Genomic DNA, 14856 nt, shown 5'->3' with positions numbered 1-14856 from the left:
AATTCTCCGTTCGTTCTTTGAATCGCGGGGAAAGAGCCTGAACCCCAAAAGCATCGCACAGGAGAATCTGCATGCACAGAAATCCCATACCATTTGAAACATTGAAGCAAAAGGCTCATTTTTATTTTCTCCGCCATGGAGAAAGCGAAGGCAACCGCAAACGAATGATTCAGGGACACGTGGACTTGCCACTTACCGCCCTGGGGAGGGACCATGCCCGCTCTGCGGCCCATTACTTTAGAGAACAGGGGTTGGATGCAATTCTCTCCAGCCCCCTGTCCCGGGCCTTGGAAACCGCACAGATAGTAGCGGCTCAAAATACGGTTGCCCCCAATGATATTATTCGGCGGGATGAACTGAAAGAATTGGACACGGGGATTTTTTCCGGCCTCACATTTCAGGAGATTCAGTCACAGTATCCAGATGAATGGAACGCTTTTCAGCATCACAGCTGGGAGGCAGTCCCTTCCGCAGAGCGGCTGCATCAGTTGATGGAACGGGGATTTTCAGTGTGGAACGAAATGATCGACCTGGCGAATCAGGGAAAAAAACGAATCCTCAGCGTCTCTCATGGAGGTCTGATCCAGTGGATATATAAATTGAGTTTCTCAGATCGGTGGGAGAATTGGCTTCCGGTTATCAGAACCGGAAATTGCGGCATCTATCACCTTGCTGTAACCCCGGTTCCCGGTGATGAAAGTACCCAGGGGCCGGGGTTTTATTCAGAGTGGGTGCAGATAAACCACATCCCCTACTGAACCACCCATGTCTTGGGCAATTCAGGCGGGGCGGCGGGCTGTCAGTTGCTATTAAGCATCTCCAAAAGGTTCTGGGAGCTCAGCCCCAGAGACTGTGCGGCTTTTCCTCCAGGAGCACTTGTACCGAATCCGTCCAACGCCAGTATGCGCTTTCTGCTTCCGGTAAGTCCTTCCCATCCCATGGAAACTCCGGCTTCAACGGCAAACACCCTTGCAGCCTCGGGAATTATCTTATCTCTGTATTCTTCATCCTGGGCATAAAAACGCTCACGACAGGGCATGGACACAACACGTACCTGTGATCCCTGTTCGCTGTATGCTTTGGCTGCATCCAGAGCAAGGTTCACTTCAGAACCCGTGGCGACGATCACTGCTGGAGCAGGATGTCCGTCTGCCGCTTTTTCCAAAGCTCCGGCAAAACCGGAAGTTTCAAAGGCTGCATAGGCACCCCGCTTGAAATCCAGTTCCCAATTTCCGGGTTTCGGAAAGACAGTCAGACCCTGCCGGGTAAGAGATAGAGCCGTAGGTCCGTCCTGACGCAGAAGGGCTTCCTTCCACGAGGCAATGGTTTCCTGTGCATCGGCGGGACGGTACAGGTTAAGATTCGGAATTGTGCGAAGGGCGGTAGCCTGTTCCACAGGCTGATGGGTCGGACCGTCTTCTCCCACAAAAATTGAATCGTGGGTAAAAACATATATAACCGGCAGATTCATGAGTGCAGCAAGACGAATGGCCGGTCGCATATAATCGCTGAACACCAGGAATGTTGCAGCGTACACCCTCAAACCGCCGTAAAGTGCCATTCCATTGGCCACAGCACCCATTGCATGTTCCCGGACGCCGAAATGAAGATTCCGCCCGCGAAAAGCTTGGGGGCCGAAGTCGCCTTCTTCTTTAATCAGGGTATTATTGGAAGGGGCAAGGTCTGCAGAACCGCCGATAAGGTTGGTGAACCGGGCAGCAAGGCTTTGGATGGCGGAACCGCTGGACTTTCGGCTGGCCTCCCCGTCGCCGGTCTTGTACTGGGCGAAGTTAATATCTTTAAGATCATCTTCCTGAATTCCCCGGTGCCACTGCTCCCATTCACCGGCCAATTCTGGATTTGCAGAAGACCACTGGGCAAACAGCTCATTCCAATCGGCTTCAGCCTTCTGCCAGCTCTTTCGCTTTTCGGTAAAATACTCCTCAACACCGGGGACTATGTGGAAATCTTCCTCGGGCAGCCCCAGATTTTTCCGGAATGCCGATCTTTCATCCGAGCCAAGGGCGGCACCATGTACTCCGGCGGTACCGGCCTTATTAGGCGCACCTTTTCCGATTGTTGAATTCAGTATAATAAGACTGGGTCGTTTCCCCTCTTTCTGAGCCGCATCCAGAGCCGAATCCATGGCGTCGAAATCATATGCATCAATTTCCTGTACATGCCACCCCAAAGCAGAGAATTTACCAGCGCTGTCTTCCGAGTAGGCTAGCTCGGTGGATCCTTCAATTGATATTTTATTGCTGTCGTAAAAGGCAATAAGACGCCCAAGCCCCAGATGACCGGCCAGACTGGCCGCCTCGGTGGAGATTCCTTCCATCATGCATCCGTCTCCCATAAGGGTGTACACATAATGGTCGATAATCCGATGCTCAGAGGTGTTGAATTTCTCCATGCTGTAGGCTTGGGCCATTGCCATTCCTACAGCGTTCGCAAAGCCCTGTCCCAAAGGACCGGTGGTTGTTTCAATACCGTCGGTGTGTCCGTATTCCGGATGCCCGGGGGTCAGGGAATTCAGCTGTCGAAAGTTTTTCAGTTCTTCCAGCGGTAATTTATACCCGCTGAGATGGAGCAGAGAATATAAGAACATAGAGCCGTGACCGGCGGAGAGCACGAAGCGGTCTCTGTTCATCCAGCTGGAATTTCCCGGGTTATGGTTCATTCGTTCGCCGAACAGCCAGGCTCCGAACTCCGCCATTCCAAGGGGCAATCCCGGGTGTCCGCTCTTGGCTTTTTCCACCGCATCTGCAGAAAGTGCTCTGACGGTCTTTGCAATATTTTCAAGACTCTGTATATTCATGCATATCCTCCGAAAAAAAATACTTTTATGGTGAGGCGATTTCTGAATTCGAAAAGTTCAGAAACTACCGTGACCTTTAGAAATCCTAATTACCTACTATAATTGTTAATTATAGTTTTGACATTGTTGTAAGGTTCTTTTCAAACTGGAGTTTAATAAGAGCCTCAGAATACCGTATCATTCAGCAGGTTGTTAACAGAAAACGGATTTTTTTCCTTTGGAAAATACACTATCTGTTTATTTCTGACCTGTAGAGGAGAATAAATGAATCAGGAAATGAGTACAATGCGAATTGCCGTTCTGCCCGGAGACGGGATTGGCCCTGAAGTGATGACCGAGGCGGAAAAGATTCTTTCGAAAATCATGCAGGATGAGGGTCAAATATATGAACTCACCCATGGGGATGTGGGGGGGATAGCAATTGATAATCACGGGACGGCCCTCCCCGATTCTACTCTGAATCTTTGCAGGAATTCTCAAGCCATCCTTTTTGGCAGCGTGGGAGGACCCCAGTGGGAACACCTTCCTCCCGAACAGCAGCCGGAACGGGCCGCACTGCTTCCCCTGCGCAAGACCTTCGGCCTCTATGCCAATCTTCGTCCTGCGGTGATTTTCCCCCAGCTCCAGGATGCTTCTCCACTGAAAAACGAGGTGATTGGAAATAATTTTGATCTTCTGGTGGTGCGGGAACTAACTGGCGGAATCTACTTCGGAGAACCGAAGGGCCGGGAAAACGACAGAGCCTACGATACCCTGGTTTACACCAAGGATGAAATACGGCGTATCGCAAAGGTAGGCTTTGAAACCGCCATGAAACGAAACCGGAAACTCTGTTCAATAGATAAAGCCAATGTACTCACATCCATGGTTATGTGGAGAGAAGTGGTGAATGAAATATCCTCAGATTATCCTGATGTCTCCGTATCTCACATGTATGTGGACAACGCCGCAATGCAGCTGGTGAAAAATCCCGGTCAGTTTGACGTAATTCTATGCGGAAATATGTTTGGTGATATTATCAGCGATGAAGCAAGCATGATCACCGGTTCTCTGGGGATGCTCCCCAGTGCAAGTCTGGCCGATGGAAGCTTTGGTCTCTATGAACCCTCCGGCGGAAGTGCTCCGGATATTGCAGGCCAGGGAATTGCAAACCCCATTGCCCAGATACTCAGCATGGGTATGATGCTGAAATACAGCTTCGGGATGAATGAGGCGTACAGCCGCATCTTTTCCGCTATCAGTACTGTTCTGGATCAGGGCTTTCGAACCGGTGATATTATGAGCAAAGGCTGCACCCAAATCGGTACCGCCGAAATGGGAGACAAAATCCTGGCCGCGTTGTAGGCCCGGCCGTGTTGTAGGTCCGGCCGTTTTGTAGGTCCGGCCGTGTTGTAGGTCCGGCCGTTTTGTAGGTGACGCCCCTTGGCGTTCGGCGGGGCCGAATATACAGCCGGCCTGCACAGGTCAGCTGTGGCGGCTTCGGAGCACATCCACAGCATCCCCGAATTTCATTTCCCGCTGCACAAAGAGCACCATCAGATGGTAGATCAGGTCAGCGGCCTCAGAAGCCAGCTCCTGGTTATCCCGGGCCAAAAGCAGCTCTACCGCTTCTTCTCCGGTTTTTTTGCGGATTTTTTCTTCGCCCTTCTCAAACAGATGGGTGGTATACGATCCAGCGGGCATCTCTTTTTTCCGCTGACGGATGGTATCTTCAAGGTGATGGAGGAACGCCCCGATGTCATTCCCATCTGACTTCTCTGAGTCTGCCGGGGGGAGTCCGTTCATTCGGGAGACTCTATTCTTCCCCGCCGCTTCGGCATCAGTGGAAGCTCCGCCTGCCTCTCCAGACTGTGAAGAACCGTCTGATGCTGGGGATGGGTTCACCTCATTGCTTGAGTTGAACCCCCGGGAAATAATCTCGTAGTAGCCCTCACGATGCTGTATTTCCTGAAATCCATCGATGCGCCGTGAAGGAAGCAAGCGTCCGGTGTTTCCGTCGAGCAACCAGGCCTCCTGACGTTCTATGCTTTTGCGGAAACCTTTTTCATTGCTGATCCCTGTGCCCAATAGTTCACCTTCACTGTTCCGTATGAGAACCGGCAGCACTTCGCCGTCCTGTGGGCTAAACATCTTCCCCCCTGTTCTGATACAGCATCACCGCCTCTTCCAGGGAAAGGCTGCCTTCATAGAGCGCTTTTCCGATAATCACCCCATCAATCATGGGATTGTTTTCCGCACCGGGGTTCGCAGCCGCAGCCTCTGCAACATCCCGACAATCATCCATACTCCCCATTCCGCCGGATACGGTGACCGGCAGTCCAGATGCCTCGGCAATGTGGAGGGCACGTTGGATGTCCGGTCCCCTCAGCGTACCGTCCAGGCTGATGTTCGTGTAAATAATCCCCTTCACCCCAAGATCTGCCATGGAGGAGGCAAGCACATCATCCTTTACGCTGGATCCGTCCTCCCAGCCGGAAATTTTCACCTCACCGTCTCTGGCATCTATGCCTGCTATAAAGTCCGCATCGTAGCGTTCAATCCATCTGCGTACCATTCCGGGATTTTTAACAAGCAAGGTACCAATTACCAGACGCCGTAGGCCTGCATCCATCAGTTCCCGGATATCGTCATCGGTTCTGATTCCCCCTCCCACTTCCAGATTCATCTCCGTGGCTTCGGCTATGCGCCGTATCTGCTCACGATTGTGGGTTCTTTCTGAGGGATTGCCTCCCTTCCAGCGGGCAGCGTCGAGATCCACCACATGAAGCCGGGTTGCCCCTTCGGCCTGGAACTTCAGAGCTGTTTCAACCGGATCCCTGGAATAGGATTTCACCTGGTCATAGGACCCCTGATACAATCTGACGGCTTCACCGTTCAGCAGGTCAATTGCGGGAATAATTTTCATTGCACTCTCCATTGTAGTTCGCTGTTCGCTAAAAACGGCACCACTCCGTGGTATTCCCCCGGAACCTTCCAGGAGGATTTTTTCAGAATAATCTCGCTTTGGTTCCTGGGAAGATGGTAAAAATCCGCTCCATGGCCTGAAGTGAATTCCTGAAACAGACGGGTATTCCCTGTCTCAATAGCTCCCTGTTCGAGAAAAAATTGGAACAAGGCCGGAATTGCCACCGGTGCGGTATAGGTTCCTGCGCATCCGCAATCACATTCCTTGTCTCCTCGCTGGTGAGGTGCGCTGTCGGTTCCAAGAAAAAAGCGCGGATTCCCGGAAAACGCCGCATCCACAAGGGCTTTTTGATCGCCGGGGGTCTTTAACACCGGTTTGCAGAAAAGGTGAGGGTTCAACATTCCGCCTAAAAGATGATCCAGATTGCGCATAAGGTGATGCACCGTCAGGGTTCCGGCGGTGTTTTCACCCAAATCATTCACCGCCTGAATTCCTGCGGCAGTACTGATGTGCTCAAGGACAACTCTCAAACCGGGGAAATTCTTGCGAATATCCCGGAGGACGGGCAGAAAATCTTTTTCCCGATCCAGGACAAAGGAATCGGGGTTTTCCCCGTGGATACACAATACCAGATCCCTGGACTGCATTTCTTCAAGGATGGGAAAAATACTTCTGTGATCTGCCACGCCGTCTTCTGCATTGGTAGTGGCTCCCATAGGATAATACTTCCCGGCAATTACCCCCAGGCGGTTCATCTCCTCCAGCTCTTCAGGGGAAATGGCGCTGGAAATTTTAAAGGTGTACAAAGGCTCAAAATCCTTCAGGCCCCCGCTTGCCCTATGAATCTCCTGCTGGTATTCTCTCAGCCGCCCCGGGTTGTTTACCGGCGGAAGAGTATTGGGCATAATGAGAACACGGGCAAAACTCTCTGCGGCATCTGCAAGATAGCCGGGAAGTCGGGCCCCCTGACGCAAATGAATATGAAAATCGTCTGGTTTTCGAATGGGAATCATGGCACTATATTATTAGAAACGGAGGCTTTATGAATAGAGAAAACTCAATGACTTTCAGCTCCTCGGCAGTTATGACCAGGAATCTGATGCGAAACGTATATATTTGGATGACTTTGGGCCTGGCAATTACCGGTGTGGTCGCCTGGGGCACCGCACAGAATACCCAACTGGTAAGAACCCTGGCCCAGAACAACGGATTTCTCATCCTCATGCTGGTTGAAGTGGGGCTGGTGTTTTTCCTCGCCGCACGGATCATGAAAATGTCACCAGCAACTGCTACGATTGCGTTCGCAGCGTACTCGGCTCTCAACGGTGTCACCATGTCGTTCATCTTTCTGGCGTACACCAGTCAATCCATTGCAACCACGTTTTTCATTACAGCGGGAATGTTCGGTGCCATGAGCATATTTGCATTTGTTACACGCAAAGACTTATCCAGCTGGGGATCCTATCTCTTCATGGCCCTCATCGGCGTCATTATCGCATCTCTGGTGAATTTTTTCCTGAGAAGCGAAGCCCTCAGTTATCTTATTAGCTATGTGGGTGTACTGCTCTTTATGGGTCTCACCGCATACGACACCCAGCGGATCAAACGGATGAGCGATGCCATGGGTGAAAACATGAGTGAACCCAATTACATCAGACTGAGCATCATGGGAGCATTGAAGCTCTACCTTGACTTCATCAACATGTTTCTTTTCCTGCTGAGAATTTTCGGCGGCAGAAGATAGTGCGGGATACCCCTCTTTGAAACATTTCGAAACTCTTCTGGAGAATATCAATTACTCCCACTTCACATACCGGGTGGAGAAGCTGAAGGCCGTCCCCGAATCCGAAAGTCCCGTTCTCAAAGGGCGGTCACTGCGGGCCCTCTCTGGGAGCGAGATTCACACTCTTGAAAAGCAGGGCAATATCTGCGGGGACTGGTCACGGCTCAAAGTCGTGGATGATTTCTCCCCTGAATTCATCACCCAGAATTTATTTATAGGTGATGTGGTTCTGGGGAAGTTTGACGGCCGAATGATTTGCACCCATGAAAGCTCCGGATCACTCCCATCGGGCATTCACCGCAGCAGCATAGAAAACAGTCATATCGCAAGCGGAAGTGCTGTGCATAATTGCCCCAGAATATTTGCCACCCTGGTGGTACGGGACAGCCTGTTGAGCAACTCCAGTACCGGCTTCACTGGCGATTCCCGGGGAACACTGTACGGTAACGGGGTGAATATTCCCATTGGCATTGAAACCGGTGGAAGGGAAATCGGCCTCTACTCCGATTTAAGTCTGGAACTGGCGGAATATGTGCTGATGCATCCCGGCTCACCCGCTGTAAAGGATGCATACCAGACCCATCTCTCAGACTACCTGGAGCGTATACGGTTTACCTGGACCATCATCGATAAACATTCAAGAATTCTGGATTGCCGGTCCATTATCAATTCCTATATCGGGCCTTACAGCCGGATTCTCGGCGCAGATGAAATATCCAATAGCAGCATATTTTCCACCAGCAGCGATCCAAGCATTGTTACCAACAGCAGCATAATCAGGAACTCCATCCTCCAGGACGGTGTTGAAGTGAGCGATGCATCGATTATACAAAATTCCATGCTATTCGAGCACAGCCATGCGGAACATCACGGTAAAATTGTGGATTCCATCATCGGCCCCAATTCCGGGGTCAGCAAAGGTGAGATCACCAGCTGCTTCCTCGGCCCCTTCATTGGATTTCATCATCAGAGCCTGCTGATTGCAGCATTCTGGCCCGGAGGCAGGGGCAATGTAGGCTACGGCGCAAATGTGGGAAGCAACCATACATCCCGAATGCCTGACCAGGAATGCTGGCCCGGAGAGGGAATGTTTTTCGGTCTCAGCTGCGCCATTAAATATCCGGCAAATTTCCGTGAAGCGCCGTACAGCATTGTAGCCGCCGGTGTGACCACCCTGCCCCAGAAACTTCAATATCCGTTCAGTCTGATAAACGAACCGGTGGGATATTATCTTGAGGTTCCGCCGGGTTTCAATAATCTTATTCCAGCCTGGGGCCTTTCTGCCAACCTCTACGCATTGAAACGGAACGAAGCCAAATACTATAAACGGAACAAAGCCAAACGAAACCGCTTTGACTTACAGGTTTTTCGACCCGAAATACTGGAATATATGCGCAATGCGGTTGAAATGCTTGAGAATGTCCGTGAGAGGAAAACAATGTATCTTCCGGGAGATATACCCGGAATCGGGAAAAACATGCTTACCGATGAAAACCGCCTGAAAGCCATTGAAGCCTACCGGTTTTTTCTGGACCTGGTTTCTTTCAGGGAGGAACGGGAGCTAATTCTCAGAGAAAATACCCAACACCTGGGACGGACTCCTGCGAAAGACTGGGAGGGAATGATGCTTCGAATGCAGCGGCTGAGAGATATGCTGCCGGATATTCTCACACGCACTGAGACATCCCGCTCCAGGGATATCAGCAGGGGATCGGACATTATCCCCGATTACCAGGACACCCATCCGTCGGTGGACAATGAAAGTTTTGTCCTTCAAGTCCGCAGAGAGATTGAAGAGGAACAGGAGCGTACTGAAAAGGCAATCCGGCGTATCGGCGGCCAGGAAATCAATCTCTGAATTGAATCAATATGCTTTGAATATACGCCGTTTTTGGCTACTTTAGCTGTATGAGCAGCACCCAGATCAGCTCCACGAATGAAATTTCTTCAATTCTCGACACGTGCAATATTTCCTGGAGCTGGGTTGCCTTCAGCGCCCTGGACAGATACTACCGGGGCAGAAACCGTGCAACATCCTACCTGCGGGTACCACGCAGCATTCCTCACGAAACCATTTTGGTACATGCAGATCTCCCGGAGCTGGCGAAAACCGGAATCCAGTTGGATTTTCCGGGAATAGATGGAGTGGATGCAGCTGCCAACCAGGAGGGAGAAGGGCGAATTTGGTTTATTTTCACCGAGGAGCGTGGGAATTCTCTGCATTTGCCCGGAGATGCATCAGACGCGCTTGGTCGTCTCTTCATAATGTCTCCAGAAGATACGGAAATCCTAAATGCTCTGCATCGTATGCATCATTTTCATTTCCCCGGCAATTACCACAGAATCAGACAGCGGTCGTTTATAGAGGAGATTCGGAACCGGCTTCCCAAACTTCACCGATCCCTCCACCACAATCCACCGGGAATCCGGGAATTGTTCACTTCTGCCATCCTGCTATCCAGATATGGAGCAGGCGGTCCCCGCTTCTCTTCCACCAGACCCCTGGCCGATTCACTGTCATGCCCTGATCTATCGGAATACGGCGATTCCCAGGAATACCTTGAGGGCTTGCAGACTGAAGCAGACAGAATTTCCGGCGAATACATCAGAGTATGTATGGATCTAATTCTCAGCGGGCCGGCTGCGGACCTGGGACTTGATTTGCTCAACTGCACGGGCGCTTTCTCAGTGCTGTTTCCCGTTCTCTCAGAGATGAATGCCACAGAGCATGCCAAGGATCATCATCCCGAAGGCAATGTGTGGCGTCACAGCCTGGAAAGCATGAAGTACCGGAAAACAGCAGATCTTCGCCTGGCATATGCCCTTTTGCTTCATGATTCCGGAAAGCCCGCAGCTAGACCTGAAAACGGCAAACGTTTTCACAACCACGCTCAGATCGGTGCAGAGATTGCAGCATCGCTGCTCCGGGAACTTGGAGCCGATCATCAAATCATTGAAGATACCGTCTGGCTGATCGAACATCATATGTACCCGCCGGCCCTGGCAAAGCTGCCCGACCGGAGGCGGGATCCTGTAATGGGAGATTCGCGCTTTCCCCTTCTGCTGGAGTTATTCCGCTGCGATATCAGCGCAAGCTTTTCTGGTCCTCAGAGATATTATCAGGCATGTGATATCTATAACCGTTACCGGAAAGATCGGGGCATGGGGAGATTCCGGGGTGAAAAGCTCTCAGAGGAGTTTTGAGCGGAGATAATCTCCAAGTTCCTCAAGAGTGTTCCCCAGGAAGTCGGCCTTTTTCTCCTTGTTCAAAGACTCTGCCAGCCGTCGGGGCATTGGAGGATCTTCACCACATGCTTTTCTGCTGATTTCGGAGAACTTTGCCGGATGTGCCGTTCCCAGACTGATAACATGACCCGGAGCAGTACCCCCTTCATTCAGAAAACGCTCTGAAGTCAAAATCCCCGTTGCGCTGTGGGGGCAGAGAAATATACCTTGTGTATCAAAATAGCGCTTCATGGTAGCAAGAATTTCTCCGTCATTCACCGACAGACCGCGGATCATGCGATCCATATCATCATGACTCCCGTTGAAAAGGGTCAGGAGTCTTTCGAAATTGCTGGGATTACCAACATCCATGGCATTGGCATATGTATGAACCGACGCTCTGGGCCGAAAGGCCCCGGTCTGCAGATATTCCGGAACCACATCATTCAGATTTGTGGCAGCTATAAAGCGATCCACCGGCAGCCCCCAGCGCCAGGCAAGAGCTCCTGCGGTGAGATTTCCGAAATTCCCGCTGGGCACGGTGAAATACATTTTGCCCCTGAGCTGTTCTTTCATCCGGGCATAGGCATACACATAGTAAAAACTTTGGGGAATCAGCCGCCCCAGATTAATGCTATTGGCACTGGTTAGGGGAAGTTCCTTCTGAAGAACGGGATCGGTAAAAGCTTCCTTTACCATCCGCTGACAATCGTCAAAACTGCCGTCAATTTCCAGGGAGTGAATATTCCCCCCAAGGGTAGTCAACTGTTTTTCCTGACTGGGACTCACTCTTCCGCTTGGATACAGGATCACCACATCTATATGCTCCCGCCCATAAAACGCCTGAGCCACAGCCGACCCGGTATCTCCGCTTGTTGCGGTGAGTATCACCGCCCGGCGGCTTCCCCCTTTCAGAAAATACTCCATCACCGTGGCAAGATAGGATGCACCGAAATCCTTAAATGCACAGCTGGGTCCATGATACAGCTCAAGAAGGGAAATTGAGTCCTCGATATCCTTTAATGCAGGTGAAAAGGGAAATGCGGACTCCGCAATTTTCCTGGCATCTTCCGGGGGAATCTCCCCGGGAAATACGGCAGAGGTCAGCTGGGCGGCGATCTCGGTAAACGGTGTTGATGAATCGAATCCTTTGAACAATTCTCGAAGATCGGCCTGTTCCACCGGGTGGTAAAGACCGCCGTCGGGTGCGAGTCCCTGAAACACCGCCTGTTCAAAGTTTACCTCAGTGTTCCGGTCTCGTGTGGATGCAAATTTCATACGCTACTCCTCAGAAGCGGGAAAAAACGCCGAGTGAATGCAGTTCAGACAGCTCGAATGATCCTTGGCTTCAATAACAAAGGAAATATTCATTTCGGAAGATCCCTGGGCGATGGCAAGCACGTTGATATTTTCCCGGCCCAGGGCATGAAATAGCTGCCCTGATACACCGGGCGTCCCCCTCATATTGCCTCCGATCACGGCCACAACCTCCAGACCGTCTATCTCCTGAATCTCCTGAATAATCCTGTGCCGAATTTCATACGCCAGTTCTTCCCGAAGATAGCTGACCGCCCGTGCAGCCTCGGCACTTCGAACCACCACACAAATACTATGTTCGCTGGAAGCCTGACTGATCATAATCGCATTTGCTCCAGCCCGGGCAAATGCTGAAAAGACCTTCATCGCAGTACCCTTGCTACCCACCATTCCCCCGCCGATTACATTAATCAGACTCACCCCGGGAATGCTGGCGATTCCGGTTATCAGGCCGGGTCCAGGGGCCGTATTGCGGGCTATGCGGGTTCCCCTGCGATCCGGCTTGAAGGTATTTTTGATCCACACAGGAATTCCCGACTCAACTGCGGGAATCATGGTTGAAGGATGAAGAACCTCTGCTCCGAAATAGCTCAGCTCCATGGCTTCTTCTACACTCAGATCCCGGATAACGCCGGCTTCGGGCACAACCCTGGGATCGGCCTGGAGCACACCGTCCACGTCGGTCCAGATCTCTATATCGTCAGCTGAAAGTGCGGCTCCGAAAATTGCGGCACTGTAATCACTTCCGTTTCGGCCCAGGGTGGTGGTTATTCCCCTGGGTGAAGAAGCAATAAATCCGGTCACTATGCCCGTTCCTTCACGGCTGTGAAAGTGACTTCGGATACGTTCATAACTTTCGCTAAACAGCACTTCAGCCTGTCCGTGGGAATCGTTCGTAAGCACCAGCTCCCTGGCATCCACGAAAAAAACATCGTTGCCTTTGGAAGCGGCGTATGCGGCAATGACGCGGTTATTCATTCTCTCCCCGAAGCTCATAATAAGATCCATGCTTCTGGGACTGCATTCCCGCACCAAAAATACACCGTGGCAAATATTCTTCAACTCATCGAGCTCTGCTTCCACGGTCTGCAAAATTGCATCCGCGGCCTTTCCTGGGGTAAAGAGACCCTGAATTGTCTCCACGTTTCTCTTCCCGATTGCAGATATGAGGTCAAGATAGTTTTCGTCCCCGGCGGCAGCGCGGTTTGCACTTTCGATCAGGTCATTGGTAACCCCTTTCATGGCGGAACAGATCACCGCTCGGGTCTGGGGGTCAGCAGAGAATATGTCAACCGCCTGACGTATGTGGTCGGCGTCTTTCACTGAGCTGCCACCGAATTTCATTACTTTCATAATTGCCTACTATATCAAAAAAAATACAAAACGGAATAGACAGTTGCATAAAAATACAGCTAATTCCACCCCGCACCCGGCCTCGGTACATACTTTGTCATCTTTCATATCTGAATAATTGACATATGGGGAGAAAACAGGGAAACTCGGCCCATGCATCAATATAGAATAGAAGGCGGGTATCCGCTCAAGGGAACCGTCAAAGCAAGCGGAAACAAGAATGCCGCGCTTCCCTGCATTACCGCCGCAATACTCAGTGAAGAAGAAGTGGTCCTCAAGAATATCCCTCTTATAGAAGATGTCTATGTGCTATTCGACATTCTGCGGGAGCTGGGAGGAAGCGTTCAGGAAACCGAAACCCGGGGTGAGTTCAAAATCACCATGGGCGGCATCACGACCCACAATGTTCCTCCCCATTTGGCGAAGAAAATCAGGGCATCCATCCTGCTTGCCGGGCCCATGCTTGCCCGAAGCGGCAAAGTTGTGCTTTCGCCTCCAGGCGGCGATGTCATCGGACGCAGGCGCCTCGATACCCATATGCTGGTATTAAAAGGCCTAGGTGCACAGATAGATATTGACGGTCAGATCTCTTTCAGCGCTAACAAGCTGAAGGGGGATGACATTTTCCTGGACGAAGCCTCGGTTACCGCCACCGAAAATGCCATTATGGCAGCCGCCCTCGCCGAAGGCACCACCGTACTTCGAAATGTTGCCTCGGAGCCTCATGTTCAGGATCTGTGTAACATGATTAATTCAATGGGTGGAAAAATCTCCGGAATCGGGAGCAACATCCTCACAATCCAGGGGGTGAAGAAGCTTCATGGCACAGAATTTTCCATTGGAGCAGACTTCATGGAAGTGGGTTCGTACATCGGTTTGGCAGCCGTTACCGGCGGCGACCTGACAATCACCAAAGCCGATCCCCATCATTTACGAATGGTAAAAATGGGCTTCGCAAAACTCGGTATTCACTGGGAAACCCAGGATGACAGCATCCATATATCTCCGGGTCAACCTATGAAAATTGTTTCAGATCTTGGGGGAATGATTCCCAAAATTGATGACGCACCCTGGCCGGGTTTTCCACCGGATCTCCTGAGCATCATTCTTACCGTAGCGACCCAGGTGGACGGCACCATTCTCATTCATGAAAAGATGTTTGAAAGCCGGATGTTTTTTGTTGATAAACTGATCGGTATGGGAGCGAAAATTGTTCTCTGCGATCCCCACCGTGCGGTGATTTCCGGTCCTTCACGACTCAGCGGATCTCAGCTGGTAAGTCCGGATGTACGGGCAGGCATGGCCATGGTGATAGCAGCCCTGGCAGCCGAAGGATCAAGTACCATCCAGAACATTTATCAGATCGAGCGGGGATATGAAGGTTTAGCAGACAAACTCAGCAGTCTTGGTGCGGTTATTTCCCGGGAAGAAGCATAGTTTCCCGAATTTCTGGTC

Annotated in this window: 12 protein-coding genes; 6 read left to right on the top strand and 6 right to left on the bottom strand. The window is 51.2% G+C overall.

The features are described from left to right. Positions 1–71 precede the first annotated feature (71 nt). Positions 72–758: a histidine phosphatase family protein gene (locus tag AC52PS_RS01985; protein WP_495561348.1), complete on the top strand. Its 687-nt coding sequence runs from the start codon at positions 72–74 to the stop codon at positions 756–758. Between the two features lie 41 nt (positions 759–799). On the opposite strand, the gene tkt is transcribed toward AC52PS_RS01985, so the two are convergent. Next, positions 800–2818 (bottom strand): transketolase, encoded by a 2019-nt coding sequence (tkt, locus tag AC52PS_RS01980; RefSeq protein ID WP_495561347.1) that lies wholly within the window; start codon positions 2816–2818, stop codon positions 800–802. Between the two features lie 264 nt (positions 2819–3082). Between tkt and leuB the strand changes: the two genes are divergently transcribed. After that, positions 3083–4162, top strand: a complete 1080-nt coding sequence (leuB, locus tag AC52PS_RS01975) for a 3-isopropylmalate dehydrogenase (RefSeq protein ID WP_495561346.1) — start codon at positions 3083–3085, stop codon at positions 4160–4162. A 120-nt stretch (positions 4163–4282) separates the two neighbouring features. Here leuB and hisE read toward each other — a convergent pair whose 3' ends face one another. Genes hisE through pyrC form a run of 3 tightly spaced genes read right to left on the bottom strand, consistent with a single transcriptional unit; the run spans position 4283 to position 6736 of the window. After that, positions 4283–4948: a phosphoribosyl-ATP diphosphatase gene (gene hisE, locus AC52PS_RS01970; RefSeq protein ID WP_495561345.1), complete on the bottom strand. Its 666-nt coding sequence runs from the start codon at positions 4946–4948 to the stop codon at positions 4283–4285. Continuing rightward, positions 4941–5723 carry a 1-(5-phosphoribosyl)-5-[(5-phosphoribosylamino)methylideneamino]imidazole-4-carboxamide isomerase gene (gene hisA, locus AC52PS_RS01965; RefSeq protein WP_495561344.1) on the bottom strand — a complete coding sequence of 261 codons (783 nt, stop codon included), beginning with the start codon at positions 5721–5723 and terminating at the stop codon, positions 4941–4943. The genes hisE and hisA overlap by 8 nt, the downstream gene beginning before the upstream one ends. After that, entirely contained in the window at positions 5720–6736 is a 1017-nt protein-coding gene (gene pyrC / locus AC52PS_RS01960) for a dihydroorotase (RefSeq protein WP_495561343.1), read from the bottom strand. The genes hisA and pyrC overlap by 4 nt, the downstream gene beginning before the upstream one ends. A 29-nt stretch (positions 6737–6765) precedes the next feature. On the opposite strand from pyrC, the gene AC52PS_RS01955 reads away from it, so the two are divergent. Genes AC52PS_RS01955 through AC52PS_RS01945 form a run of 3 tightly spaced genes read left to right on the top strand, consistent with a single transcriptional unit; the run spans position 6766 to position 10710 of the window. Beyond that, complete coding sequence (locus AC52PS_RS01955) at positions 6766–7467, top strand: Bax inhibitor-1/YccA family protein (protein ID WP_495561342.1); 702 nt, start codon at positions 6766–6768, stop codon at positions 7465–7467. 16 nt (positions 7468–7483) lie between these two features. Beyond that, the gene (locus AC52PS_RS01950) at positions 7484–9364 is read left to right on the top strand and encodes a DUF4954 family protein (protein WP_495561341.1); all 1881 of its coding nucleotides are present in this window, start codon (positions 7484–7486) and stop codon (positions 9362–9364) included. A gap of 50 nt (positions 9365–9414) precedes the next feature. After that, positions 9415–10710, top strand: coding sequence for an HD domain-containing protein (locus AC52PS_RS01945; RefSeq protein WP_495561340.1), 1296 nt, complete (start codon positions 9415–9417; stop codon positions 10708–10710). On the opposite strand, the gene thrC is transcribed toward AC52PS_RS01945, so the two are convergent. Together thrC and AC52PS_RS01935 are read right to left on the bottom strand one after the other, a co-directional pair. Continuing rightward, positions 10696–12009 carry a threonine synthase gene (thrC, locus tag AC52PS_RS01940; protein ID WP_495561339.1) on the bottom strand — a complete coding sequence of 438 codons (1314 nt, stop codon included), beginning with the start codon at positions 12007–12009 and terminating at the stop codon, positions 10696–10698. The genes AC52PS_RS01945 and thrC overlap by 15 nt on opposite strands. A gap of 3 nt (positions 12010–12012) precedes the next feature. Then, positions 12013–13401, bottom strand: coding sequence for an aspartate kinase (locus AC52PS_RS01935; protein WP_495561338.1), 1389 nt, complete (start codon positions 13399–13401; stop codon positions 12013–12015). 153 nt (positions 13402–13554) lie between these two features. On the opposite strand from AC52PS_RS01935, the gene murA reads away from it, so the two are divergent. After that, positions 13555–14838, top strand: coding sequence for a UDP-N-acetylglucosamine 1-carboxyvinyltransferase (murA, locus tag AC52PS_RS01930; protein ID WP_495561337.1), 1284 nt, complete (start codon positions 13555–13557; stop codon positions 14836–14838). Positions 14839–14856: the final 18 nt, after the last annotated feature.

Source organism: Salinispira sp. (assembly GCF_059431795.1).
This window is presented reverse-complemented; position numbering and strand designations above follow the sequence as displayed.

Bases quoted from the DNA above. Each gene is read 5' to 3' on its own strand.
- AC52PS_RS01985 (WP_495561348.1), top strand. From the start codon at position 72: ATGCACAGAAATCCCATACCATTTGAAACATTGAAGCAAAAGGCTCAT.
- tkt (WP_495561347.1), bottom strand. From the start codon at position 2,818: ATGAATATACAGAGTCTTGAAAATATTGCAAAGACCGTCAGAGCACTT.
- leuB (WP_495561346.1), top strand. From the start codon at position 3,083: ATGAATCAGGAAATGAGTACAATGCGAATTGCCGTTCTGCCCGGAGAC.
- hisE (WP_495561345.1), bottom strand. From the start codon at position 4,948: ATGTTTAGCCCACAGGACGGCGAAGTGCTGCCGGTTCTCATACGGAAC.
- hisA (WP_495561344.1), bottom strand. From the start codon at position 5,723: ATGAAAATTATTCCCGCAATTGACCTGCTGAACGGTGAAGCCGTCAGA.
- pyrC (WP_495561343.1), bottom strand. From the start codon at position 6,736: ATGATTCCCATTCGAAAACCAGACGATTTTCATATTCATTTGCGTCAG.
- AC52PS_RS01955 (WP_495561342.1), top strand. From the start codon at position 6,766: ATGAATAGAGAAAACTCAATGACTTTCAGCTCCTCGGCAGTTATGACC.
- AC52PS_RS01945 (WP_495561340.1), top strand. From the start codon at position 9,415: ATGAGCAGCACCCAGATCAGCTCCACGAATGAAATTTCTTCAATTCTC.
- thrC (WP_495561339.1), bottom strand. From the start codon at position 12,009: ATGAAATTTGCATCCACACGAGACCGGAACACTGAGGTAAACTTTGAA.
- AC52PS_RS01935 (WP_495561338.1), bottom strand. From the start codon at position 13,401: ATGAAAGTAATGAAATTCGGTGGCAGCTCAGTGAAAGACGCCGACCAC.
- murA (WP_495561337.1), top strand. From the start codon at position 13,555: ATGCATCAATATAGAATAGAAGGCGGGTATCCGCTCAAGGGAACCGTC.